Annotated in this window: 23 protein-coding genes; 21 read left to right on the top strand and 2 right to left on the bottom strand. The window is 73.4% G+C overall.

Annotated features, from left to right (window positions below; all coding sequences use genetic code 11):
• Window positions 1-7 precede the first annotated feature (7 nt).
• From hisH to ACFYQ6_RS01330, 7 genes are all read left to right on the top strand, one after another.
• Window positions 8-649 (top strand): imidazole glycerol phosphate synthase subunit HisH, encoded by a 642-nt coding sequence (gene hisH / locus ACFYQ6_RS01360; protein WP_361583424.1) that lies wholly within the window; start codon window positions 8-10, stop codon window positions 647-649.
• Window positions 649-1,374 carry a bifunctional 1-(5-phosphoribosyl)-5-((5-phosphoribosylamino)methylideneamino)imidazole-4-carboxamide isomerase/phosphoribosylanthranilate isomerase PriA gene (gene priA / locus ACFYQ6_RS01355; protein WP_361583421.1) on the top strand — a complete coding sequence of 242 codons (726 nt, stop codon included), beginning with the start codon at window positions 649-651 and terminating at the stop codon, window positions 1,372-1,374. Before hisH ends, priA begins: the two co-directional genes overlap by 1 nt.
• Window positions 1,371-1,769 carry a RidA family protein gene (locus ACFYQ6_RS01350; protein WP_361583418.1) on the top strand — a complete coding sequence of 133 codons (399 nt, stop codon included), beginning with the start codon at window positions 1,371-1,373 and terminating at the stop codon, window positions 1,767-1,769. Before priA ends, ACFYQ6_RS01350 begins: the two co-directional genes overlap by 4 nt.
• Entirely contained in the window at window positions 1,766-2,521 is a 756-nt protein-coding gene (gene hisF / locus ACFYQ6_RS01345; RefSeq protein ID WP_361583415.1) for an imidazole glycerol phosphate synthase subunit HisF, read from the top strand. Before ACFYQ6_RS01350 ends, hisF begins: the two co-directional genes overlap by 4 nt.
• Window positions 2,522-2,719: 198 nt before the next feature.
• Window positions 2,720-3,655 carry a serine aminopeptidase domain-containing protein gene (locus ACFYQ6_RS01340; RefSeq protein ID WP_361583412.1) on the top strand — a complete coding sequence of 312 codons (936 nt, stop codon included), beginning with the start codon at window positions 2,720-2,722 and terminating at the stop codon, window positions 3,653-3,655.
• Between the two features lie 338 nt (window positions 3,656-3,993).
• A complete protein-coding gene (locus ACFYQ6_RS01335) occupies window positions 3,994-4,929 on the top strand; it encodes a dienelactone hydrolase family protein (RefSeq protein WP_361583409.1) in 936 nt (311 codons plus the stop codon).
• A gap of 111 nt (window positions 4,930-5,040) precedes the next feature.
• Window positions 5,041-5,526, top strand: coding sequence for a hypothetical protein (locus ACFYQ6_RS01330; RefSeq protein WP_361583406.1), 486 nt, complete (start codon window positions 5,041-5,043; stop codon window positions 5,524-5,526).
• A gap of 75 nt (window positions 5,527-5,601) precedes the next feature.
• Here ACFYQ6_RS01330 and ACFYQ6_RS01325 read toward each other — a convergent pair whose 3' ends face one another.
• Window positions 5,602-6,375 carry an alpha/beta fold hydrolase gene (locus tag ACFYQ6_RS01325; protein WP_361583403.1) on the bottom strand — a complete coding sequence of 258 codons (774 nt, stop codon included), beginning with the start codon at window positions 6,373-6,375 and terminating at the stop codon, window positions 5,602-5,604.
• 160 nt (window positions 6,376-6,535) lie between these two features.
• On the opposite strand from ACFYQ6_RS01325, the gene ACFYQ6_RS01320 reads away from it, so the two are divergent.
• From ACFYQ6_RS01320 to ACFYQ6_RS01310, 3 genes are all read left to right on the top strand, one after another.
• Entirely contained in the window at window positions 6,536-9,340 is a 2,805-nt protein-coding gene (locus ACFYQ6_RS01320; RefSeq protein WP_361583400.1) for a LuxR family transcriptional regulator, read from the top strand.
• Between the two features lie 126 nt (window positions 9,341-9,466).
• On the top strand, window positions 9,467-10,819 hold the full coding sequence (locus tag ACFYQ6_RS01315; RefSeq protein WP_361583397.1) for a helix-turn-helix domain-containing protein: 1,353 nt from the start codon (window positions 9,467-9,469) through the stop codon (window positions 10,817-10,819).
• Window positions 10,820-11,451: 632 nt separating this feature from the next.
• Window positions 11,452-13,053: a cation acetate symporter gene (locus ACFYQ6_RS01310; RefSeq protein ID WP_361583394.1), complete on the top strand. Its 1,602-nt coding sequence runs from the start codon at window positions 11,452-11,454 to the stop codon at window positions 13,051-13,053.
• A 50-nt stretch (window positions 13,054-13,103) separates the two neighbouring features.
• Here the strand turns inward: ACFYQ6_RS01310 and ACFYQ6_RS01305 are convergent, their stop codons facing one another.
• Window positions 13,104-13,736 (bottom strand): TIGR03085 family metal-binding protein, encoded by a 633-nt coding sequence (locus tag ACFYQ6_RS01305; protein WP_361583392.1) that lies wholly within the window; start codon window positions 13,734-13,736, stop codon window positions 13,104-13,106.
• Between the two features lie 85 nt (window positions 13,737-13,821).
• On the opposite strand from ACFYQ6_RS01305, the gene hisI reads away from it, so the two are divergent.
• The 11 genes from hisI to lgt all read left to right on the top strand — a co-directional run bounded on the left by hisI (window position 13,822) and on the right by lgt (window position 22,659).
• Window positions 13,822-14,202 carry a phosphoribosyl-AMP cyclohydrolase gene (hisI, locus tag ACFYQ6_RS01300; protein ID WP_145802224.1) on the top strand — a complete coding sequence of 127 codons (381 nt, stop codon included), beginning with the start codon at window positions 13,822-13,824 and terminating at the stop codon, window positions 14,200-14,202.
• An 11-nt stretch (window positions 14,203-14,213) separates the two neighbouring features.
• Window positions 14,214-15,707: an anthranilate synthase component I gene (locus ACFYQ6_RS01295; protein WP_361583389.1), complete on the top strand. Its 1,494-nt coding sequence runs from the start codon at window positions 14,214-14,216 to the stop codon at window positions 15,705-15,707.
• Between the two features lie 14 nt (window positions 15,708-15,721).
• Window positions 15,722-16,381, top strand: a complete 660-nt coding sequence (locus ACFYQ6_RS01290) for a TIGR02234 family membrane protein (RefSeq protein ID WP_361583387.1) — start codon at window positions 15,722-15,724, stop codon at window positions 16,379-16,381.
• 91 nt (window positions 16,382-16,472) lie between these two features.
• Window positions 16,473-16,724: an HGxxPAAW family protein gene (locus tag ACFYQ6_RS01285; RefSeq protein ID WP_361583384.1), complete on the top strand. Its 252-nt coding sequence runs from the start codon at window positions 16,473-16,475 to the stop codon at window positions 16,722-16,724.
• A gap of 82 nt (window positions 16,725-16,806) precedes the next feature.
• Window positions 16,807-17,292, top strand: a complete 486-nt coding sequence (locus ACFYQ6_RS01280; RefSeq protein ID WP_388759666.1) for a DUF2752 domain-containing protein — start codon at window positions 16,807-16,809, stop codon at window positions 17,290-17,292.
• Window positions 17,293-17,406: 114 nt separating this feature from the next.
• Window positions 17,407-18,216: an indole-3-glycerol phosphate synthase TrpC gene (gene trpC, locus ACFYQ6_RS01275; RefSeq protein WP_361583382.1), complete on the top strand. Its 810-nt coding sequence runs from the start codon at window positions 17,407-17,409 to the stop codon at window positions 18,214-18,216.
• An 8-nt stretch (window positions 18,217-18,224) separates the two neighbouring features.
• Window positions 18,225-18,440, top strand: coding sequence for a tryptophan biosynthesis modulator TrpM (trpM, locus tag ACFYQ6_RS01270; RefSeq protein WP_388759663.1), 216 nt, complete (start codon window positions 18,225-18,227; stop codon window positions 18,438-18,440).
• Between the two features lie 157 nt (window positions 18,441-18,597).
• Window positions 18,598-19,878 (top strand): tryptophan synthase subunit beta, encoded by a 1,281-nt coding sequence (gene trpB, locus ACFYQ6_RS01265; protein WP_361583379.1) that lies wholly within the window; start codon window positions 18,598-18,600, stop codon window positions 19,876-19,878.
• Complete coding sequence (gene trpA / locus ACFYQ6_RS01260; protein ID WP_388759660.1) at window positions 19,875-20,687, top strand: tryptophan synthase subunit alpha; 813 nt, start codon at window positions 19,875-19,877, stop codon at window positions 20,685-20,687. The genes trpB and trpA overlap by 4 nt, the downstream gene beginning before the upstream one ends.
• Window positions 20,688-20,762: 75 nt before the next feature.
• Window positions 20,763-21,587, top strand: coding sequence for a thioredoxin domain-containing protein (locus ACFYQ6_RS01255; protein ID WP_361583374.1), 825 nt, complete (start codon window positions 20,763-20,765; stop codon window positions 21,585-21,587).
• 106 nt (window positions 21,588-21,693) lie between these two features.
• Window positions 21,694-22,659: a prolipoprotein diacylglyceryl transferase gene (gene lgt, locus ACFYQ6_RS01250; RefSeq protein WP_388759657.1), complete on the top strand. Its 966-nt coding sequence runs from the start codon at window positions 21,694-21,696 to the stop codon at window positions 22,657-22,659.
• The last annotated feature ends 40 nt before the right edge of the window (window positions 22,660-22,699 follow it).

The following is a 22,699-nucleotide window of genomic DNA, read 5'->3' as shown; positions in this document are numbered from 1 at the left end:
TGGCACTGTGAGTGACAAGAAAAAGATCGTCGTCTTCGACTACGGCTTCGGCAACGTCCGTTCGGCCGAGCGGGCACTCGCCCATGTCGGCGGAGACGTGGAGATCACCGGCGACTTCGACACCGCGATGAACGCCGACGGGCTGCTCGTGCCCGGCGTCGGCGCCTTCTCCGCCTGCATGGCCGGGCTGAAGCAGGCCCGCGGCGACTGGATCGTCGGCCGCCGGCTCTCCGGCGGCCGCCCCGTCATGGGCATCTGCGTCGGGATGCAGATCCTGTTCGAGCGCGGCATCGAGCACGGCGTCGAGACGGAGGGCCTCGACGAGTGGCCCGGCACCGTCGGACCGCTGAAGGCCGACGTCGTCCCGCACATGGGCTGGAACACCGTCGAGGCCGCCGAGGGGTCCCAGCTCTTCGCGGGCCTGGACGCCGACGCCCGCTACTACTTCGTGCACTCCTACGCGGCGCACGACTGGTCCCTCGAAGTGACCAACGCCAAGATCCGTGCCCCCAAGGTCACCTGGGCCACGCACGGAGAGCGGTTCGTGGCCGCCGTGGAGAACGGCGCGCTGTGGGCCACCCAGTTCCACCCCGAGAAGTCCGGCGATGCCGGCGCCCAGCTGCTGACCAACTGGATCGAGACGCTGTAATGCCGAAGCTTGAACTGCTCCCCGCCGTAGACGTCCGCGACGGTCAGGCCGTCCGCCTCGTCCACGGCGAATCCGGCTCCGAGACCTCCTACGGTTCCCCGCTGGAAGCGGCCCTCGCCTGGCAGAGCGCCGGCGCCGAGTGGCTCCACCTCGTCGACCTGGACGCCGCCTTCGGCACCGGTGACAACCGCGCGCTGATCGCCGAGGTGGCCGGCGCCATGGACATCAAGGTCGAGCTCTCCGGGGGCATCCGCGACGACGCCTCGCTCGCCGCCGCGCTCGCCACCGGCTGCCGCCGCGTCAACCTCGGCACCGCCGCCCTGGAAACCCCGGAGTGGGTCGCCAAGGTCATCGCCGAGCACGGCGACAAGATCGCCGTCGGCCTCGACGTCCGGGGCACCACCCTGCGCGGCCGCGGCTGGACCCGCGACGGCGGCGACCTCTACGAGACGCTCGCCCGCCTCGACTCCGAGGGCTGCGCCCGCTACGTCGTCACCGACATCGCCAAGGACGGCACGCTGGAGGGCCCCAACCTGGCCCTCCTGCGCGACGTCTGCGCCGCCACCGACCGTCCGGTCGTCGCCTCCGGCGGTGTCTCCTCGCTCGCCGACCTGCGCGCGATCTCCCTGCTCGTCCCCGAAGGCGTCGAGGGAGCCATCGTCGGCAAGGCGCTGTACGCGAAGGCGTTCACCCTCGAAGAGGCCCTCAAGGCGGTCGCCGCATGACGGACTCCGTACGCCGCGTCTCCTCGGGGGCGCCGTGGGAGGAGAAGTTCGGCTACTCCCGCGCGGTGGAGCTCCCGAGCGGCCTCGTCCTGGTCTCCGGCTGCACGTCGGTGGTCAACGGCCAGGTCTCCGCGGGCAGCCCGTACGAGCAGGCCGTGGCCTCCTTCCAGGTCGCCTTCGACGCGCTCAAGCAGGTCGGACTCGGCCGCGAGGACGTCGTCCGCAACCGGATGTACATCACGCACGCACGCGACGTCGACGAGGTGGGCCGCGCCCACAAGGAGCTCTTCGACGACGTGCGCCCCGCCGCCTCCATGATCATCGTCTCCGGTTTCGTCGACCCCTCCCTGGTCGTCGAGGTCGAGGTCGAGGCCTACCGGGCAGGTGCGCGATGACGCTCGCCGTACGGGTCATCCCCTGCCTGGACGTGGACAACGGCCGCGTCGTCAAGGGCGTCAACTTCCAGAACCTGCGCGACGCGGGCGACCCCGTCGAGATGGCGAAGCTCTACGACGCAGAGGGCGCCGACGAGCTGACGTTCCTCGACATCACCGCCTCCAGCGGTGACCGGGAGACGACGTACGACGTGGTGCGCCGCACCGCCGAGCAGGTCTTCATCCCGCTCACCGTCGGCGGCGGGGTCCGCACTACCGACGACGTCGACAAGCTGCTGCGCGCCGGCGCCGACAAGGTCGGGGTCAACACCGCCGCCATCGCCCGCCCCGAGCTCATCCGCGAGATCGCCGAACGCTTCGGGCGCCAGGTGCTCGTGCTCTCCGTCGACGCGCGGCGCACCCCCGAGGGCACCTTCGAGGTGACCACGCACGGGGGCCGCAGGGGCACCGGCATCGACGCGGTCGAGTGGGCGCACCGGGCCGCCGAGCTCGGAGCGGGGGAGATCCTCCTCAACTCGATGGACGCCGACGGCACGAAGGACGGCTACGACACCGAGATGATCAAGGCGGTACGGGCACACGTCACCGTCCCCGTCATCGCCTCGGGCGGCGCGGGCCGGCTCTCCGACTTCCCGCCCGCCATCGACGCGGGGGCCGACGCGGTACTCGCCGCGTCCGTCTTCCACTTCGGTGACCTGCGAATCTCCGAGGTCAAGGGCGCTCTGCGCGAGGCCGGGAAGCCCGTTCGCTGACCTCGGTCAGCGAGAGAGCGGGGTACGGACACCGGCGATCTCGCCGATGCCCGCACGCGGGGCGCGCCGCCAGAGTGGCGCCGTCAGCACATGACGGCGCCACCCACGCGGTGCTCCCCCGAATCCTGAACGCCCCCGGGCGAAAAGGTGCTTCGGCTGCCGCGGTGTGGTGCGCCACAACCGAGAGGATCCCCCCTCGTGCAGCAGCACCTCCCCTCCGGCGACGTCTCCCCGCGCCGCCACCGGATGTCCAAGAGCCGCTCCCGCACCGTCAGGCTCGCCGTCGCGGCCGCCGCGGCGACAGCGGGTCTGGTCACCGCGCTCGTCCCGGGCGGAGCCCAGGCCGCCGACAACCCGTACGAGCGTGGTCCGGCGCCGAGCAATTCGAGCATCGAGGCACTCCGCGGTTCGTACGCCACGTCCGAGACCTCCGTGTCCTCGCTGAGCGTTCGGGGCTTCGGCGGCGGGACGATCTACTATCCGACGTCCACGTCGGACGGGACGTTCGGCGCCGTGGTCATCTCGCCCGGTTTCACCGCCTACCAGTCGAGCATCGCGTGGCTGGGTCCGCGTCTGGCGTCACAGGGCTTCGTGGTGTTCACCATCGACACCAACACCACGGCCGACCAGCCCGCCAGCCGGGGTGACCAGCTGCTCGCCGCACTGGACTACCTCACGCAGGACAGCTCGGTGCGCACCCGGATCGATGCCTCGCGGCTCGGGGTGATGGGCCATTCCATGGGCGGTGGCGGCACGCTGGAGGCCGCGAAGGACCGCCCGTCGCTCCAGGCGGCGATCCCGCTGACGGGGTGGAACACGGACAAGACGTGGCCCGAGGTGAAGACCCCGACCCTGGTCATCGGCGCGGACGGTGACACGATCGCCCCCGTCGCCACGCACTCGGAGCCGTTCTACAACTCGCTGCCCAGCTCGCTGGACAAGGCGTACCTGGAGCTGCGGGGTGCCACCCACTTCACCCCGAACACGTCGAACACGACGATCGCGAAGTACAGCATCTCGTGGCTGAAGCGGTTCATCGACAACGACACCCGCTACGAGCAGTTCCTCTGCCCGCTGCCCTCGACGAGCCTGACCATCGCCGAGTACAAGGGCAACTGCCCGCACACCTCCTGACCGGAACCACCTCCTGACCGGCAGCACCGGGGCCGGACCGCACCACGCGGTCCGGCCCTCCGCGCTGCCGTGGTCGGGCCTCCGGGTCGCGCGCGGTCCGGCCACCAAATCGCGCGTGGTCCGGCTACCGAATCGCGGGCGGTCCGGCCACCGGCTCCCGCGCGGTGCCGGAGCCAAGACCGGCGATCTCGCCGATGTCCGCGCGGGGCGCCCACCGCGACAGTGGCGGCAGGCCAGCGAATGACGGCGCCAACCGACGCGGTGAACCCCGAAGGCCCCCGGACGACGGGGCCTCGGTCCGCCGCGGTGAGGTGACGCCCCTACCGAGAGGAACACCCGTGCAGCAGCACCTCCCCTCCGGCGACATCTCCCCGAGCCGCCACCGGACGTCCAGGAGCCGCTCCCGCGGCGTCAGGGGCGCCCTGGCAGCCGCCGTGGCGACCGCCGGTCTGCTCACCGCGCTCGTCCCGGGCGGCGCCCAGGCCGCCGACAACCCGTACGAGCGCGGTCCCGCCCCGAGCAACTCCAGCATCGAGGCACTCCGCGGCTCCTACGCCACCTCCCAGACCTCCGTGTCCTCACTGAGCGTCAGAGGATTCGGCGGCGGGACGATCTACTACCCGACGTCCACGTCGGACGGGACGTTCGGCGCCGTGGTCATCTCGCCCGGTTTCACCGCGTACGAGTCGAGCATCGCGTGGCTGGGTCCGCGTCTGGCCTCGCAGGGCTTCGTGGTGTTCACCATCGACACCAACACCACGCTGGACCAGCCGGCGAGCCGTGGTGACCAGCTGCTCGCGGCGCTGGACTACCTGACGGGGAGCAGCTCGGTGCGCAGCCGGGTCGACTCGTCCCGGCTGGGCGTGATGGGCCACTCCATGGGCGGCGGCGGCACCCTCGAAGCTGCCAAGGACCGTCCCTCGCTCCAGGCCGCGATCCCGCTGACCGGCTGGAACACGGACAAGACGTGGCCCGAGGTGAAGACCCCGACCCTGGTCATCGGCGCGGACGGTGACACGATCGCCCCCGTCCTCACACACTCCCAGCCGTTCTACAACTCGCTGCCCAGCTCGCTGGACAAGGCGTACCTGGAGCTGCGCGGTGCCACCCACTTCACCCCGAACACGTCGAACACGACGATCGCGAAGTACAGCATCTCGTGGCTGAAGCGGTTCATCGACAACGACACCCGCTACGAGCAGTTCCTCTGCCCGCTGCCCTCGGCGAGCCTGACCATCGCCGAGTACAGGGGGAACTGCCCGCACACCTCCTGAGGACGGGGTGGGACGAAGCGGGATGAAGACGAGGTGAGCGAACCCGTGACAAAGCCGAGACCGACCGTACCCGGACGTACGGCCTCGTGATGGGGTATCACCGTCGGTGACATGACCGATCACACGGAACACCCTCCGACGGGCCTGCCGGCCGGCGCTGCGAAGGCGCGCCGGCCGGCAGGCACCCTCGTCCTCGTCCCGGTCGCCCTGGCGGTGTTCGTCCTGACGGTCGCGGGCACGCTCCTGTGGTGGCTGGGGGACCGGTTGCCCGAGGGGGCCGACCGCACACGCACGGAGAACCAGCGCCTCCAGGTGGTGGGCCTCGCCCGGCAGTTGGCGGACGCCGCGCACGACGGGGAACTGGCGGACGCCGAGATCGGCCGCATCGCGCGGGCCGTCCCCTGGCGGGTGGACCGGCGGGACGACGGCGCCGTACGCCTCGTCGTGACGACGGTCCCGGCTCTGGCCGACGAACCCGCTTCCTGCACGGAGTTCACCCTCGCCGCACCCCTGGGACCCGCCACCGAGGCCGTCCACCGTCCCGCGACGGGGGACTGTCCGGTACGTGACCGGGTGCCGGGCGACCGGGGCCCTTGACGGAGGGGGCGGCCCCGGTTGCCGGGCGGGGGCCGGGCCGCGCGTACCGCGGCCCGGCCCTTCGTGCGTGACCGGTCACCCCCGCGAGAGGAACTCCGCGATGGACGCGGCGAAGCCGGGATCGCGCACGGCCGTCAGATGGTCACCCGGCAGCACGGTCAGCTCCGCCCCCGCGATCGCGGAGGCGAGCACCTGCGGGCGGGTCGCCAACGGGTCGCTCTCACCGGCGAGCACCAGCGTCGGGACCGCTATCCGGTCCAGCGGCAGCGCGTCCCGGTGCACCGCGCGGATCTGCGCGGCCAGCGCCAGCCGGTCGCACCCCGCCGTGTCGGCGAGCACCCGGAAGGCCCTGGTCCGCTCGGGCGCGTCCGCCGCGTCCTCGGCCGTCAGCGCCGCGGACACCAGCTCCGGAGGCATCACCCGGGTGTCCAGGCCCCCCACCTCCACCGCACCCGCGCCGATGCCGCCGACCACCAGACGGCTGACACGCTCGTCCTCGGCCGCCGCCAGTACCGCCACCACCGCGCCCATCGAGTAGCCCGCGAGGTGCACCCGCTCCGCGCCCGTGCGATCGATGAGCAGACGCACGTCACGGGCCATCAGCGACTCGCCGTAGCGCGTCTCGTCGTGCGGCCGGTCCGACTCGCCGTGACCGCGCGCGTCCAGGGCGTACACCCGCCGGCCGCGCGCGACCAGAGCCTCCACGACCCCGGGCCCCTCCCAGTTCAGCCGCGCGTGCGCGGCGAAGCCGTGCAGCAGCACCACCGGGGGCAGGGACGTGTCCGGGTCACGCGACCAGTGCCAGTAACGCAGGGTCAAACCGTCGTGTGTACGCAATTCATCAGTCATGCACCGACGTTACGGGCGGGTTCGGCGAGCAGCGCCGCGACTGTGCCCCGGCACAGTGCCGATGCCGTTCCGTTGGGAGCCCGCACCGCTCGGGGCCACCCGGAAACGGGGAGCGGACGCGAGCCTTCCGACGCTGTTTACGCGGAAGTAACGTGAAAGTGTGACCCCATCGACGACCGTGCACAGTCCGCTCCGGCTGTACGGCCGCAGCGGTGAACTCGCCATCCTGGAAACCCTGTTGGGACGGCTGCGGGCAGGGGACGGCGGAGCGCTCGTGCTGACCTCGCCCCCCGGCCTCGGCCGCACCGCCCTGCTGCGGCAGACCGCCGCCGACTACCGCGCCCGGCACGGCGGCCCCGTCGTGTACGCCGCCGCGGCCCGCACCGAGCAACGGCTGCCCTACAGCGGGCTGCACGCCCTGCTCTGCTCGGCGCCCGGTTCGCTGCCCGTCGCCCCCGACACCGTCCTGCGCTCCGGGATCACCCCCGGCGGGCTGCTCGGTCTGCTGCGGGAGCTGGGCGCCGAACAGCCGCTGCTGGTCTGCGTGGACGACGCGCACGCCTGGGACCCGGACTCCCGCGCCGCACTGGGCTTCGCCGCGCGCCGGCTCGGTGAGGGCAGCCGCGTCGCGGTGGTGATCGGCGCCGCCGACGAGACGGCCTTCGCCGGCCTCCCCGCGCTCCGCCTCGGCCCGCTCGACGACGACGCCGGGGCGGCCCTCCTGGACCGGCTCACCGACTGCGCGGCCGACATCGATCCGGTCGTACGCAGTGAACTGCTGCGCGAGGCCGCCGGGAACCCACGGCTGCTGGCCGGTCTCGTCGGCCGTCTCACCCCGGGCCAGCTCGCCGGGCGCACCGCCCTGCCGTACCCGCTGCCCGGTGCGGAGAGCGTCCTCGACGCCCACGCCGAACACCTGGACGGGCTCTCTCCCGACACCCGCACCCTGCTCCTGCTGGCCGCCGCGGCGGAGGAGCACGAGCCCGACGGCGCGGGCGCCGACGCGGCACTGCTCCTGCGGGCCGGCACCCGCGCCGGACTGGCCGCGGCCCACCTGGACCGGGTCCTCTTCGCACCCGCCGGAACCGTGGGCGCCCTCCAGCGGGCGGGCAGCCGGGTCCACTTCAGCCACCCCCTGCTGCGCCGCGCGGTCCTGCACCGGGCACTGCCCGGCCGCCGCAGGGCCGTGCACGAGCTGCTCGCCGGGCTGCTCGCCGGCCCCGGCTCACCCCCGCTGCCCGCACTGGTCCAGCGGGCCTGCGCCGCCCCCGGCCCCGACGCCGCCCTCGCCGCGCAGCTGGAGGCGGCGGCCACCGCCCCGCGCCCGCACGGCGAACGGTCCGCGGCGCTGGCCCGCGCCGCGGCGCTCTCCACCGACGACACCCTGCGCGCCGCACGCTTCACCGCCGCCGCCGAGCAGGCGCGGCTCGCCGGGGACACCGGCCGTGCCCGCGCCATGCTGGCCCGTGTCGGCCCTCATCCCGCCGGGGGTGCCGCGCCCTACGTACGCGGCATGCTCGCCCTGGGCGACGGTCCGGCGGCCGACGCACGCGAGGCGCTGCTGACCGCGGCGGAGCTCCTCGCCCCGCACGACGCCCGCCGCACCCTGGACGCGCTGTTCGGTGCCGCGGAGGCCGCCTGGGCCATGGGCGACGCCATCGCCTACCTGGACGCCATGCACCGCATCCCCGTCGCCGCGGCCGACCGCCCCATGGCGCAGTACCGGGCGGGCATGTGCGCCGTGCTCGCCGGTCACACCGACCGTGGCCACGCCCTGCTGCGCTGCTGCCTGGACTCCGCGGACCGTGCCGAGGACGCGGACGAACTCCTGCGGGCCGGCGCGTCCGCCCTGGTGCTCGGCGAGGTGGACGCCGCCTGCCGGGCGGGCGCCCGGGCGCTGGCAGCCGTACGGACCCGGGGACCCGAGGCCCTGCTGCCGCACGCACTGGAACAGCTCGCCTACGCCGAACTGCGCGCGGGCCAGCACGCCAGGGCCAGGGCCCACGCGCTGGAGGGGCTGCACGCGGCCAGGCGTACAGGACAGCAGAACTCCGCCACCCATCTGCACGCCGTACTCGCGCTCGCCGCGTCCGTGGAGGGGCCCGCCGAGGCGTGCGCCGCCCACGCCGACGCGGCCCTCGCGGGCGCCGGACCGCACGGCCTGGCCCAGGCGGCCATGCTCGCCACCTGGGCGGTCGCCCGCGCGGACCTCGCCGCCGGGCGGCCGGGCGAGGCCGCGGCCCGCCTCGGTCCGCTGGTCAGACCCGGCCCGGGTACAGGCCACTTCGCCACCCGGATGCTCGCCGTACCGTGCTGGATCGAGGCGATGGTGCTCTCCGGGCGCGCGGAGGAAGGAGCCGCCGAACTCTCCGCGGCCCTCCGCGAATTCGCCCTGTGGACCGCCCGGACGACCGACCCGCAGGTCCCCGCGCAGCTGGCCCGCTGCCGCGCGCTGCTCGCGCCGCCCGAGGAGGCGGCGGCGGGCTACGAGCAGGCGCTGGCGCACCACGACCGCGCGGGCGGCGACTTCGAGCGGGCCCGCACCCAGCTGCTCCACGGTCAGCTGCTGCGCCGGCTGCGCCGCACCCGCGAGGCCCGGGGCCCGCTGCGCGACGCCCTGGTCGCCTTCGAGCGCTGCTCGGCCCGCGTCTGGGCGGAGCGGGCCGGCGGGGAGCTCCGGGCGGCGGGGGAGGCGGTGGACGCCGCGCCCGACCGGAGCGGCCCCGGCCCGCTGGCCGGGCTGACCCCGCAGCAGCAGAGGATCGCCCGCTGCGTCGCGGAGGGGGCGACCAACCGTGAGGTCGCGGTGCGCCTCTCGGTGAGCCCGCGTACCGTCGACCACCACCTGCGGAACGTCTTCGCCGCGCTCGGCGTCCGGTCCCGGACCGAGCTCGCGCGGCTCCTGGACCGCCGGGGCGGGGAGAGGTTGCAGGACCGTGATGAGAAGAACCGCGCAGACCTCTAGGTACCGACCGGGCGGTATGCCATTCTGCGGTCGTCAGGATCAATCGGTGTGCGCCCGCCCAACACCGGGCCGGGCACACACCGGGGCCGGCCCACCGCAGCCGGCCGATTCCCGGTGGAGGCCGCCATGCCACAGGTCGTACGTTCACGGATCAGGGCGCTGCACGGACCGCCCCCCGTAACCCCGATGCCGCACCGCGCACGCTCCCTCGCCGACCGCGACGCCGTGGCCGTGCTCCACCGGGCGGCGCGGGTGCTCCTGGACACCCTGCCGGAGCTCACGGACCGGCTGGTCGAGGCGCTGCGGGAGCAGGAGCCCGCCTACCGCGCCGCGATGGAGACCGAGGCCGCCGAGATCTGGCAGGAGGTCCACCACTCGCTGCGGCACAACGTCGCCTCCCTCATCCAGCCCCGGGAGTTCCGCGAGGCCGCCCACCGCACCTCCCGGTGGATCGGCGAGAGCAGGGCCGAGCAGGGCGTACCGCTCGACGCGGTCATGCACGCCTTCCGCATGGGCGGCGCGATGGTCTGGCAGGACCTGGTCGACGACACCGCGCGGCGGTCCCCCGAGGACACACGGTTGCTCGTCCACGTCGCCGCGGACGTCTGGAACTTCGTCGACGAGCACTGCGCCGTGGTGGCCGAGGCGTACCGCCAGGCCGAGCGCCGGCTCTCCTGGCGCCGCGAGAACCGTCAGCGCCTGATGACGGCGGCCCTGCTGGACGGCACCGCCCGGATCGCCGACCTGCCGGACGCCGCCGCGATGCTGGGACTCCCGGTGCACGGCCGGTACGCCGTCCTCGCGGTCGCCGCCGCCCGGCGCGCCCCGCACGGCGCAGGCAAGCCGCCCGTGACCCTGTCCGACGACACCCCGGCGCTCTGGCACTCGGCGGGCGAGGTAGAACTGGCCATCCTCCCGCTGGGAGCGGGGCCCGCACCGGCCGACGCGGAACCAGCCGCCGAAGGAGAAACCGAGACGGCGCCCAGTGCCGGTCCGGCCACCGAGCCCGCCGCCGAACTCGACGCGCTGGCAGCCGGACTGACGGCGCCTCCGGGAACCCGGGTGGGACTCAGCTCGGTCGTCCATGGCCTCGCGGCCGTCGGTGACGCGCGGCGCCTGGCCGAGACCGCGCTGCGGGCCTGCCCGGCGTCCGGCGGCACCGTACTGCTGGAGGAACACCTGCCCGCGGCGCTCGTCGTGTCGTCGCCGGGGCTCGGCACCGCACTCGCCGACCGCGTCCTCGGACCGCTGGACCGGCTGGACCCGGCCGACCGGGACGTACTCATCGAGACGCTGACCGCCTGGCTCGACTCGGACGGCTCCGCGCAGCGGGCGGGCGCGCGCCTCTACTGCCACCGCAACACCGTGCTCAACCGGCTGCGGCGCTTCGAGCAGCTCACGGGGCGCTGTCTGACCAGGCCGTCGGACGCGGTCGAGGTCTCCCTGGCCCTGGCGGCACGGCGGCTGCTGGCGGGCTGAGCTCGCATCCGCCAGGCGCCGGCCCACCCCGGCCCACCGGAATCCGCCGGCACTCCCGCCCCCGCCGTCCTGCTGTCGGGCGCCGTGCCGCCGCCGCCCGTGCCGCCTCGCGGCCTCGCGGCCGGAGGGCAGCGGGGCGGGGGATCGCGGCTGTCCGGCCGCGGCCCCCGGGGGAACGGCGCGGCGCCGTGCGGGCAGGGGGGAGGGCCGCTCCGCTGTGCCGCCCCTGCACCTGGGGCCTGATCGCTCCGCTGAGCCGCCGCTGCACCTGGGACCCGATCGCTCCGCCGTGCCGCTCCGCTGTGCCGCCCCCGCACCGGGGGCCTGATCGCTCCGCTGTGCCGCCCCTGCACCTGGGACCCGATCGCTCCGCCGTGCCGCCCCCCACCAGGGTCCCGGTCCGCACCGGCCGCCGGACCCGGTCGCTCCGCATCCCGCACCCGTGCCGATGGGCCGGACCGGACCACACCGTTCACCCAACGGCGTTGTGCCCGCGCACAGTTCGGGCGCCGGCGGGCTGTACCGGCGCCGCGCCCGGCTCGTACCCCCTGTGCCGCACACGCCTCACCTGGTGCCATGGCGCGCATGTCATCAGCTGCCCCTTGTGGAGCCGTACCGGCGGAGCGAACCCGGTGAGCGGCGCGATCGACGCCCGCTCCCTGGCCGTCGTCATCTTCCTCGCGTTCGTCGCCGTGTCCCTGCTGCTGTGCGGACTCGCCGCGGCCGACCAGGACGACCCGGAGCACTTCTACGCGGGCGGTGCCACCCTGGGCCCCGTCGGCGCCGGTCTCGCCATCGCCGGGGACTACGTCTCCGCCGCCACCCTGCTCTCCACCACCGGATCCGTCGCGCTCGCCGGCTTCGACGGCCTGCTGTTCGCCCTGGCCACCGTCGCCTCGCTCGTCCTGGTCATGCGCCTGTTCGCCGAACGCCTGCGCCGTCAGGGCGTGTTCACCATGGGCGACTTCCTCGCCGACAGGCTGGGCGACGGCTCCGTGCGCCGGGCGCTCGGGGTGGCCACGCTCGTGGTGCTGGCCCCGCTGCTGCTCGTCCAGCTCACCACCGCCGGGCGCGTCATGACCGCCATGTTCGGGCTCCCCGACGGCGCGCTCACCGGCTGCACCGTGGCCAGCGGCGCGCTCATGGTCTGCTACTCGGCCTTCGGCGGGATGCGCGGCACCGGCTACATCCAGATCCTCAAGGTGGCCGTCGTCCTGGGCGCCGTGACCCTGCTCGCGGGGCTCGTCCTCGCGCGCTTCGACTGGTCCCCGTTCGCCCTCTTCGACGCCGCCCAGGCCGGCAGCAAGGCGGGCGGCGACTACGCGCTCCCCGGGCTACAGTTCGGGCACGGACTCGCCGGAGGACTCGACCTGATCGGCTTCCAGCTCACCCTCGTGCTCGGCGCGGCCTGCATGCCGCACATCATGATGCGGCTGCATCCCATCCGCGACGCCTGGACCGCCCGCCGTGCCGGTGTGTGGGCCACGGTCCCCGTCGCCGTGCTGTGCGCGGGCATCGTCGTCGTCGGGCTCGGCGCCTCCGCACTCATCGGCAGGGATCTGCTGCACGCCGCCGACCCCGCGGGCGGCACCGCCCTGCTGATGGTGACCGGCGCCCTGGACCCCGGTGCCACCGGACCGCGCGACAGCCCGCTGTTCGCCCTCGTCGCCTGCGCCGCCTTCGCCACCACCCTGGCCGCGGTCGCCGGGATCACCCTGGCCGCCGCCTCGTCCCTGGCACGCGACTTCACGCTGAAGTCCGGCGCCCAGGGCGAGGGCAAGGCCTCCGCCAGGGAGATCAGGCACGCCCGCTGGGCCGTGGCCGGGATCGGGGCGTTCGCCGTGTTCCTCTCGGCGTACACCCACGACCGCAACCCCCAGGTGCTGCTCTCGCTCTCGTTCGCGGCCGCCGCGTCCATCCTGCCGCCCGTGCTGCTGTACGCCCTGTTCAGGCCTGGCTTCAACGCCCGGGGGGTGCGGTGGACCGTGTACGGGACCCTTCCGCTCATCTGCGTCCTGATGGTGATGTCGCCGGCCTTCTCCGGCACGCCCGTCGCCCTGTTCCCGGAGTGGGACTTCGACGTCTTCCCGCTCCAGACACCGGGCCTGGTCACCATCCCCGCCGGCTTCCTGCTGGGACTGCTCGGGTCAGGGCGTGACCCGGACGCCGCACCGGACACGCGTAACCGCCACCGGGCCCGCTGGGCTCCCGCCCGCGCGCGCGGCGGCGTCTGAGCCGCCGGTGGGGGCGGGGACCGCGAGGCCCCGCCCCCACCCACCCCGGACTACAGACCGAGCTCGGCCGTGTGCAGCCGGGCCAGCGCGTCCTTGTCGCCCTCCAGCTCCACCCGCGCCGCGTCCTGCCGCCCGGCGGCGAACAGCAGCAGCTCACCCGGCTCCCCGGTGACCGTCACCACCGGGGTGCCCTTGTGGGCCACCGCCGTCTGGCCGTCCGGCCGCCGCAGCACCAGCCCCACCGGGGCCCGGCGGCCCAGCATCCGGGCCGTCTTCTCGGTACGCGACCACAGCACGTCGGCGAAGACCGGATCGAGGTCACGCTGCGACCAGTCCGGCTGCGCCCGGCGCACGTCCTCCGCGTGGATGTAGAACTCGACGGTGTTCGCCGCTTCGTCCAGCTGCTTGAGGCCGAAGGGCGACATACGCGGCGGACCCGTACGGATGAGCTGGATCAGCTCCTCGTACGGCTTGGCGGCGAACTCGGCCTGGATGCGCTCCAGCCGGTTCTTCAGGGCGCCCAGCACAATCCCGCCCGCGGCGTCCGCGCGGCGCTCACGCACCACGACATGGGCGGCCAGGTCACGGGTCTTCCAGCCGTTGCACAAGGTCAGGGCCTCGGGACCCGCCGCTTCCAACAGGTCGGCGAGCAGAAGACGTTCACGCTTCGCATGGGTCGACATGCCCGCCAGCGTACGACCGGCGCCCCCGGTCCGCCCAGTGGACGCACGGCCGGACGGCGTCGCCCGGCGCGGCACAATGGGGCGCATGACCAGCACGCCCGGCCCCACGCCCGCCAGCAACCTCGATCCGGCCGTCGCCGCCCGCCTCAAGCGCGGCCCCGACGGACTGGTCCCGGCCATCGCCCAGCAGTACGACACGGGCGAGGTGCTCATGCTCGGCTGGATGGACGACGAGGCGCTGCACCGCACCCTCACCACCGGCCGCTGCACCTACTGGTCCCGCAGCCGGCAGGAGTACTGGGTCAAGGGCGACACCTCCGGCCACATCCAGCGGGTGAAGTCCGTCGCCCTCGACTGCGACGCCGACACCGTGCTGGTCAAGGTCGACCAGACGGGCGCGGCCTGCCACACAGGGGCCCGCACCTGCTTCGACGAGGACGTCCTTCCGCTCTCCGGCCCCCGGTAAGGTCACCCGCCATGGATCTCGAGACCTTCCGCAAGCTCGCCGTCGACCGGCGCGTCATCCCCGTCAGCCGCCGGCTCCTCGCAGACGGCGACACCCCGGTCGGGCTCTACCGCAAGCTCGCGGCCGAACGCCCCGGCACCTTCCTCCTCGAATCCGCCGAGAACGGCCGCACCTGGTCCCGCTACTCCTTCATCGGGGTACGCAGCGCCGCGACCCTGACCGCCCTCGACGGCCAGGCCCACTGGCTCGGGACCCCGCCCGTCGGAGTCCCCGTCGACGGGGACCCGCTGCAGGCCCTGCGGGCCACGGTCGAGACCCTGCACACCCCGCGTGACCTCGTCGGCGACGACGGCCTGCCGCCGTTCACCGGCGGCATGGTCGGCTACCTCGGCTACGACGTCGTACGCCGTCTGGAGCGGATCACCGAGCACGGCGGCGACGACCTGAAGCTCCCCGAGCTCACGATGCTGCTGACCTCCGACCTCGCCGTGCTCGACCACGGCACCGGCACCGTCCTGCTGATCGCCAACGCGATCAACCACAACGACCTGGACACCGGCGTCGACGAGGCGTACACGGACGCGGTCGCCCGGCTCGACGCCATGGAGCGCGACCTGTCACGGCCGGTGGAGAACGTCCCCGCCGCCCTGCCGCCCTCCGAGCTCCCGCCCTACACCGCGCTCTGGGGCGGCCAGGCGTTCCGGGACGCCGTCGAGGACGTCAAGGAGCGGATCAGGGCGGGCGAGGCCTTCCAGGTCGTGCCCTCCCAGCGCTTCGAGACCCCGTGCACGGCCAGCGCGCTCGACGTCTACCGGGTCCTGCGCGCCACCAACCCCTCGCCGTACATGTACCTCTTCCGCTTCGACGGCTTCGACGTCGTCGGCTCCAGCCCCGAGGCGCTCGTCAAGGTCGAGGACGGCCGGGCCATGGTCCACCCCATCGCCGGCACCCGGCACCGGGGCGCCACCCCGCAGGAGGACCAGGCGCTCGCCGACGAACTCCTCGCCGACCCCAAGGAACGCGCCGAGCACCTCATGCTCGTCGACCTCGGGCGCAACGACCTGGGCCGCGTCTGCGCACCCGGCAGTGTCGAGGTGGTCGACTTCATGTCGGTCGAGCGGTACTCGCACGTGATGCACATCGTCTCCACCGTCACCGGACGGGTCGCCGAGGGCCGCACCGCCTTCGACGTCCTCACGGCGTGCTTCCCCGCGGGCACCCTCTCCGGCGCGCCCAAGCCGCGCGCCCTGCAGATCATCGAGGAGCTCGAACCCAGCCGCCGGGGCCTGTACGGCGGCTGCGTCGGCTACCTCGACTTCGCCGGGGACTCCGACACCGCCATCGCGATCCGGACCGCGCTGCTCCGCGACGGCACCGCGTACGTCCAGGCGGGCGCGGGCATCGTCGCGGACTCCGATCCCGCCGCCGAGGACACCGAGTGCCGCAACAAGGCCGCCGCGGTCCTGCGGGCCGTGCACACGGCGAACCGCCTCGGAGCGAATTGAACCGGTAGGGGATAGTGGAGTACGTGAGTGCCGTCCCCGTACCCCAGCCCCGTGCCCGAGCCGCCTCCGCGCCCGACAGCGCAGGAAGCCGCCGAAGCCTGGCCGCCGGTCTGCTCCTCGGGGCGGCCGGCGCCACCGCCGTCCTCCTCGCCTCGGGCCAGACCTGGGCCGAGGGCGTGGCAGCCGTCGGCGGCGGCACCCTGCCCCTGAGCGCCGACGGCCAGGACGTCACCGGTGTCCCCGCGGCCCTGGCCGTCGTCGGCCTGGCCGCCCTCGTCGCCGTCTTCGCCGTCCGCGGCGGAGGCCGGAAGCTGGTCGCCGGCCTGCTGGCCCTCAGCGGCCTCGGCGCCGGACTGAGCGCCTGGGCGGGCGCCTCCGACAGCGCCGCGCTGGACGAGCGGGCCGCCGAGACCACCGGCAACACCTCCGCCACCATCGAGGCCCTCAGCCACACCGCCTGGCCCTACGTCACCGCGGCCGGCGGCCTGCTGATTCTGCTCGCCGGCCTGCTGGCCCTGCGCTACGGCAGCCGCTGGCCCACGATGTCGGGACGGTACGAACGCGACGGCACGCCCCGCCCCCGCAAGGCCGCCCGCACCGCCCCGGACCCCGAGCGCCCCGAGGAACTGTGGAAGGCGCTCGACCGCGGCGAGGACCCGACGCGCGAGGCATGACCCCGAGCCTCACGTCCACCGGCGCGTACGGGACAATGGCAGTGAGCTTTCCCAGCGACACCTTCAGCGCAACACCAACAAGGAGCAACTCATGGCGGGCAGCAGCCACGGACACACCCCGGCCGCCTGGACCGGCGTCATCATCTCCTTCATCGGCTTCTGCATCGCGGGCCTCTTCATGGTGGCGGCGAACACGCTCGGCTTCTGGGCCGGTATCGCGGTCGTCCTCCTCGGCGGCCTCGTCGGGTTCGCCATGAAGCTGGCCGGCCTCGGCATGCCGAAGGAGTCCGCCGAGATGGCGGCGGCCAGGGCCCGCGCCTCAGAGGCCCAGATCACCGCCTGATCGGGTGCCGGACACCGGACGAGACGCGAGGCGCAGCCCGGACCGGGCTGCGCCTCTTCGCGTGAGCGGGGACAATCGGCGCGTGGACGCCTCAGCCTCTCCCGCAGCCCCCGACCGGGCCCCCGTGCCCCACGCCCCCGGTCCCGTGCCCCCGCAGGCCCCCGCGCCGGCCTCCCGGCTGCGGAGGCTCGCGACCCCCGTCGGGGTCATGGCCGCCGTCGTCGGAGCCTTCGGCTACGTGGCCACCGTCGACCCCAACGAGCCCGGCCACTACCCGGTCTGCCCCATGCTCCGGTTCACCGGAGTGTTCTGCCCCGGCTGCGGCGGCCTCCGCAGTGCCCATGCCTTCGCCCACGGGGATCTCGTCACCGCCCTCGGTGCCAACGCCGTGGCCGTCGTGGGCTACGTCGCCTTCGCGGCCGTCTGGCTGGCCTGGACGGTGAGCGCGAGCCGGGGCCGGCCCCTGCGCATCGAGCTCAGGCCCGTCCACTGGTGGGCCGTCGGCGCGGTGCTGCTGATCTTCTCCGTGGTGCGGAACCTGCCCTTCGGCTCCGCCCTGGCACCCTGAGTGCCCAGGTAGTGGGACGTGCGGCCGCCGGATGCGAGCCCTGGGGCTTCCTGCGGATACCATCGAGATGGCTGATCCTTGTTCCTATCACCGCTTCGGAAGGGGGCCGCTCGCGTGAGTGTGCTCGACGAGATCATTGACGGCGTTCGCGCCGACCTCGCGGAGCGGCAGGCGCGTGTCAGCCTCGACGAGCTCAAGGAACGCGCCGCACGCGCTCCCCAGGCCAAGGACGGAGTCGCCGCCCTGCGCGGCGAGGGCGTGACCGTCATCTGCGAGGTCAAGCGCTCCAGCCCCTCCAAGGGGGCCCTTGCCGCCATCGCCGACCCGGCCGCGCTCGCCGCGGACTACGAGGCCGGCGGGGCATCCGTCATCTCGGTGCTCACCGAGGAGCGCCGTTTCGGAGGCTCGCTCGCCGACCTGGAGGCCGTCCGCGCCAAGGTCGACATCCCCGTCCTGCGCAAGGACTTCATCGTCACCTCGTACCAGCTGTGGGAGGCACGGGCCTACGGCGCCGACCTCGCCCTGCTGATCGTCGCCGCACTCGACCAGGAGGCCCTGGTCTCGCTGATCGAGCGCGCCGAGTCGATCGGCCTGACGCCGCTCGTCGAGGTGCACGACGAGGAGGAGGCGGAGCGCGCCGTGGACGCCGGAGCGAAGATCATCGGTGTCAACGCGCGCAACCTGAAGGACCTCAAGGTCGACCGTTCCGTCTTCGAACGCGTCGCCCCCGAGATCCCCGACCACATCGTCAAGGTCGCCGAGTCCGGCGTCCGTGGCCCGCACGACCTCATCGCCTACGCCAACGCCGGCGCGGACGCGGTGCTCGTCGGCGAGTCCCTGGTCACCGGCCGTGACCCGCGGGCAGCCGTGGCCGACCTGGTCGCCGCCGGGGCCCACCCCGCGCTGCGGCACGGACGGGGCTGACCGCACCCGTGCCTGCCGACCGTCCCGCATCCCGCATCCGGCCGGGCCTGCGCCCCGCCGGGGCCGGGGCCCGGGACCCGCACGCGCCGCTGGCGCGCGGCTGCCGCCCACGCGGCTGCCGCGCCCCCGCCCGGCGCGTGCACGGCAGGCGCGTGCGGTACGTGATCGGCGACGAGCCGGGGCAGGTCAACGGCATGCGATGGCGCACGGGGTCCGCGCCGTAGCGAGCCCCGGCCGTCGTATCCCGTACAGGGAAGGTCCCCCGTCCATCCGGGAGACCCGCACGACCCCACCGCACCGACCGTTCACCCGGCCGGCGCGGCGCTCCGCTCACGGCGCACACGGTGAGAACACCCGTAGCGATCTCCAGGAGCAATTCGTATGTCGTCCGACTTCTTCATCCCGGACCCCGAGGGTCTGATCCCCAGCGCCGAGGGCTATTTCGGCGCGTTCGGTGGCAAGTTCATCCCGGAGGCACTGGTCGCCGCCGTGGACGAGGTGGCCGTCGAGTACGACAAGGCCAAGGCGGACCCGGCCTTCGCAGCCGAACTCAACGCGCTCATGGTCGACTACACCGGCCGTCCCAGCGCGCTGACCGAGGTCGCGCGCTTCGCCGAGCACGCGGGGGGTGCCCGCGTCTTCCTCAAGCGTGAGGACCTCAACCACACCGGCTCGCACAAGATCAACAACGTGCTGGGCCAGGCCCTCCTGACCAAGCGCATGGGCAAGACCCGCATCATCGCGGAGACCGGCGCGGGCCAGCACGGTGTCGCCACCGCGACCGCCTGCGCGCTCTTCGGGCTCGAATGCACCATCTACATGGGTGAGATCGACACCGAGCGCCAGGCGCTCAACGTGGCGCGCATGCGGATGCTCGGCGCCGAGGTCGTCGCCGTGAAGTCCGGCTCCCGGACCCTCAAGGACGCCATCAACGAGGCCTTCCGCGACTGGGTCGCCAACGTGGACCGCACCCACTACCTCTTCGGTACGGTCGCCGGACCGCACCCCTTCCCGGCGATGGTCCGCGACTTCCACCGGGTGATCGGTGTCGAGGCCCGCCGGCAGATCCTGGAGCGCACCGGCCGGCTGCCCGACGCCGCGGTCGCCTGCGTCGGCGGCGGATCCAACGCCATCGGCCTGTTCCACGCCTTCATCCCGGACGCGGGCGTCCGGCTCATCGGCTGCGAACCGGCCGGACACGGCGTCGAGACCGGCGAGCACGCCGCGACCCTGACCGCGGGCGAGCCCGGGATCCTGCACGGCTCACGCTCCTACGTCCTCCAGGACGAGGAGGGCCAGATCACCGAGCCGTACTCGATCTCGGCCGGCCTGGACTATCCGGGCATCGGCCCGGAGCACGCCTACCTCAAGGACGTCGGCCGCGGCGAGTACCGGGCGGTCACCGACGACGCCGCCATGCAGGCGCTGCGCCTCCTGTCCCGCACCGAAGGGATCATCCCGGCCATCGAGAGCGCGCACGCGCTGGCCGGAGCCCTGGAGGTCGGCAAGGAACTCGGCGAGGACGGGCTGATCCTGATCAACCTGTCCGGCCGCGGTGACAAGGACATGGACACGGCGGCGCGGTACTTCGGGCTGTACGACGGCGCCGACGCGGTCGTCGAGGCCGACGTGGCCGACGGAGAGGAAGAGGTCACCAAGTGAGCGGCAACCGAGAGCTTCTCGAATCGACGCTGGCGCAGGCGGCATCCGAGGACCGGGCGGCGCTCATCGCCTACCTCCCCGGCGGCTTCCCGACCGTCGACGGCGGCATCGCCGCGGTCAAGGCGGCCGTCGCGGGCGGCGCCGACGTCATCGAGGTGGGCCTCCCGCACAGCGACCCGGTGCTCGACGGGCCGGTCATCCAGACCGCCGACGACATCGCGCTGCGCGGCGGAGTCAAGATCGCCGACATCATGCGCACGGTCCGTGAGGCCCACGAGGCCACGGGCGCGCCGATCCTCGTCATGACGTACTGGAACCCGATCGACCGCTACGGCGTCGAACGCTTCACCGCCGAGCTGGCCGACGCGGGCGGCGCGGGGTGCATCCTGCCCGACCTGCCGGTCCAGGAATCGGGTCTGTGGAGGGAGCACGCGGAGAAGCACGGCCTCGCCACCGTCTTCGTCGTCGCCCCGAGCAGCAAGGACGCGCGCCTCGCCACCATCACGGAGGCGGGCACCGGTTTCGTCTACGCCGCCTCGCTGATGGGTGTCACCGGCACCCGCGAGTCGGTCGGCGAGCAGGCCCAGGACCTCGTCCGCCGCACCCGCGCCACCTCGGACCTGCCGGTCTGCGTCGGCATCGGTGTCTCCACCGCCGAGCACGCCCGGCAAGTCGCGGGCTTCGCCGACGGGGTGATCGTCGGTTCGGCCTTCGTCAAGCGGATGCTGGACGCACCGGACGAGGCAGCCGGCCTCGCCGCCGTCCGCGCTCTGGCGGCCGAACTGGCCGAAGGCGTTCGAAAGCGCTGACAGCGCTCGTCATCCGTACGGGTGGACATGGGACCGGGGAGGCGCTCGCGCGCCTCCCCGGTTCGTTTGCGCGGTGTGAGCGAGAAGAACCAAGACCGAAGAAGAGCCGCGCGCGACCGGCTGGCCCAGCAGCGTGAGCAGGACCGGGCGCGGGACCGCCGCCGCCGCACGCTGATCGTCGCGACCGCCGTGGTGGGCGTGCTGGCCCTGGCCGCGGTGATCGGCCTGATCGCCGCCAACGCCGGGAAGGACGACCAGGACAGCGAGGCCGGACCCGCCGTCACCCCGTCCGGGGCCATGGGCGAGGACGGACTCGCCCTCCAGGTCGGGGCGGACGACGCGCCGTCCACGCTCACGATCTGGGAGGACTTCCGCTGCCCGGTCTGCGCCCAGTTCGAGAACGCCTTCCGGGACACGATCACGGAGCTGGCGGAGAGCGGACAGCTCAAGGTGCAGTACCACCTCGCGACGATCATCGACGGCAACCTCGGCGGCAGCGGATCCCTGCGCGCGGCCAACGCCGCGGCCTGCGCCCAGGACGCCGGCAAGTTCGCCCCGTACCACGACGTCCTGTACAGCAACCAGCCCGCCGAGACCGACGACGCCTTCGGCGAGAACAGCAAACTGATCGAGCTCGCGGGCAAGGTGGACGGCCTCGACACGCCGGCCTTCCGCAGCTGCGTGGAGGACGGCACGCACGACAGCTGGGTCGAGAAGTCGAACAAGGCCTTCACCGAGGGCGGCTTCCAGGGGACCCCGACGGCACTGCTCAACGGCGATTCGATCTTCCCCAAGAAGGGGGACGAGCAGATTTCCGAGGCCAACATCAAGAAGTGGGTCGCGGAGGCGAACAAGGGCAAGAAGCCGGGCACCGTCAGGCCCACACCGTCGGGCTCGTAGAGCGGGAGGGCCCTTCGGCGGGTACTCCGCCGGAGGGCCTCGTTATGCAGAAGTTGCCGGACGGCTTGCCGTACGTCCCGTCCGGCAGGGTAGCGTCGACCTCGTCATGAACCTTGCCTACATTCCCAGCCCGTCGACCGGGGTGATCGAGCTCGGCCCGATCCCGCTCCGCGGCTACGCGTTCTGCATCATCATCGGTGTCTTCGTCGCCGTCTGGTTCGGCAACAAGCGCTGGATCGCCAGGGGAGGAAAAGCCGGCACCGTCGCCGACATCGCCGTCTGGGCGGTTCCCTTCGGCCTGGTCGGAGGCAGGCTCTACCACGTCATCACCGACTACCAGCTGTACTTCAGCGACGGTGAGAACTGGGTGGACGCCTTCAAGATCTGGGAGGGCGGACTCGGCATCTGGGGCGCCATCGCGCTGGGCGCGGTCGGTGCCTGGATCGGCTGCCGCCGCCGGGGGATCCCGCTCCCGGCCTGGGCGGACGCCCTGGCACCCGGGATCGCCTTCGCCCAGGCGATCGGCCGCTGGGGCAACTGGTTCAACCAGGAGCTGTACGGCAAGCCGACGGACCTGCCCTGGGCGGTGAAGATCAGCGAGGGGGCGAACCGGGTCGAGGGCACCTACCACCCGACGTTCCTCTACGAGTCCCTCTGGTGTGTCGGTGTCGCCCTGCTCGTCATCTGGGCGGACCGCCGCTTCAAGCTCGGACACGGCCGGGCCTTCGCCCTCTACGTCGCGGCGTACTGCGCCGGCCGCGGCTGGATCGAGTACATGCGCGTCGACGAGGCGCACCACGTGCTGGGGCTCCGGCTCAACGTCTGGACCGCGATCGTCGTCTTCGTGCTGGCGGTGACCTACATCGTGATCTCGGCCAAGAAGCGCCCGGGCCGCGAGGAGATCGTCGAGCCCGACGCGGGACGGCCGGACGAGCAGGACGGGAAGGACTCCACGTCCGAGGACGCTCCCTCCGAGGAATCCACCGACGACGCCCCCGGCGCGGAGGCGACGGAGACGGAAGCGGCCGAACCGGAGAGCGACGGCTCACCGCAGAAGGCCGACAGGAGCTGACGCTCCGCAGACCGCTGAAGGGGCCGCCGGACCGCACAGG

Origin of the sequence: Streptomyces sp. NPDC005494, from assembly GCF_042872025.1 — a bacterium.
Lineage (GTDB): Bacteria > Actinomycetota > Actinomycetes > Streptomycetales > Streptomycetaceae > Streptomyces.
Note: the sequence above shows the minus strand (reverse complement) of the source record. Positions and strands in the feature narration are given on the sequence as shown.

Excerpts from the sequence above, each read along its gene's own strand:
- priA (WP_361583421.1), top strand. The coding sequence starts at position 649 with ATGCCGAAGCTTGAACTGCTCCCCGCCGTAGACGTCCGCGACGGTCAG.
- ACFYQ6_RS01350 (WP_361583418.1), top strand. The coding sequence starts at position 1,371 with ATGACGGACTCCGTACGCCGCGTCTCCTCGGGGGCGCCGTGGGAGGAG.
- hisF (WP_361583415.1), top strand. The coding sequence starts at position 1,766 with ATGACGCTCGCCGTACGGGTCATCCCCTGCCTGGACGTGGACAACGGC.
- ACFYQ6_RS01330 (WP_361583406.1), top strand. The coding sequence starts at position 5,041 with ATGACCGATCACACGGAACACCCTCCGACGGGCCTGCCGGCCGGCGCT.
- ACFYQ6_RS01325 (WP_361583403.1), bottom strand. The coding sequence starts at position 6,375 with ATGACTGATGAATTGCGTACACACGACGGTTTGACCCTGCGTTACTGG.
- ACFYQ6_RS01315 (WP_361583397.1), top strand. The coding sequence starts at position 9,467 with ATGCCACAGGTCGTACGTTCACGGATCAGGGCGCTGCACGGACCGCCC.
- ACFYQ6_RS01305 (WP_361583392.1), bottom strand. The coding sequence starts at position 13,736 with ATGTCGACCCATGCGAAGCGTGAACGTCTTCTGCTCGCCGACCTGTTG.
- hisI (WP_145802224.1), top strand. The coding sequence starts at position 13,822 with ATGACCAGCACGCCCGGCCCCACGCCCGCCAGCAACCTCGATCCGGCC.
- ACFYQ6_RS01295 (WP_361583389.1), top strand. The coding sequence starts at position 14,214 with ATGGATCTCGAGACCTTCCGCAAGCTCGCCGTCGACCGGCGCGTCATC.
- ACFYQ6_RS01285 (WP_361583384.1), top strand. The coding sequence starts at position 16,473 with ATGGCGGGCAGCAGCCACGGACACACCCCGGCCGCCTGGACCGGCGTC.
- trpB (WP_361583379.1), top strand. The coding sequence starts at position 18,598 with ATGTCGTCCGACTTCTTCATCCCGGACCCCGAGGGTCTGATCCCCAGC.
- lgt (WP_388759657.1), top strand. The coding sequence starts at position 21,694 with ATGAACCTTGCCTACATTCCCAGCCCGTCGACCGGGGTGATCGAGCTC.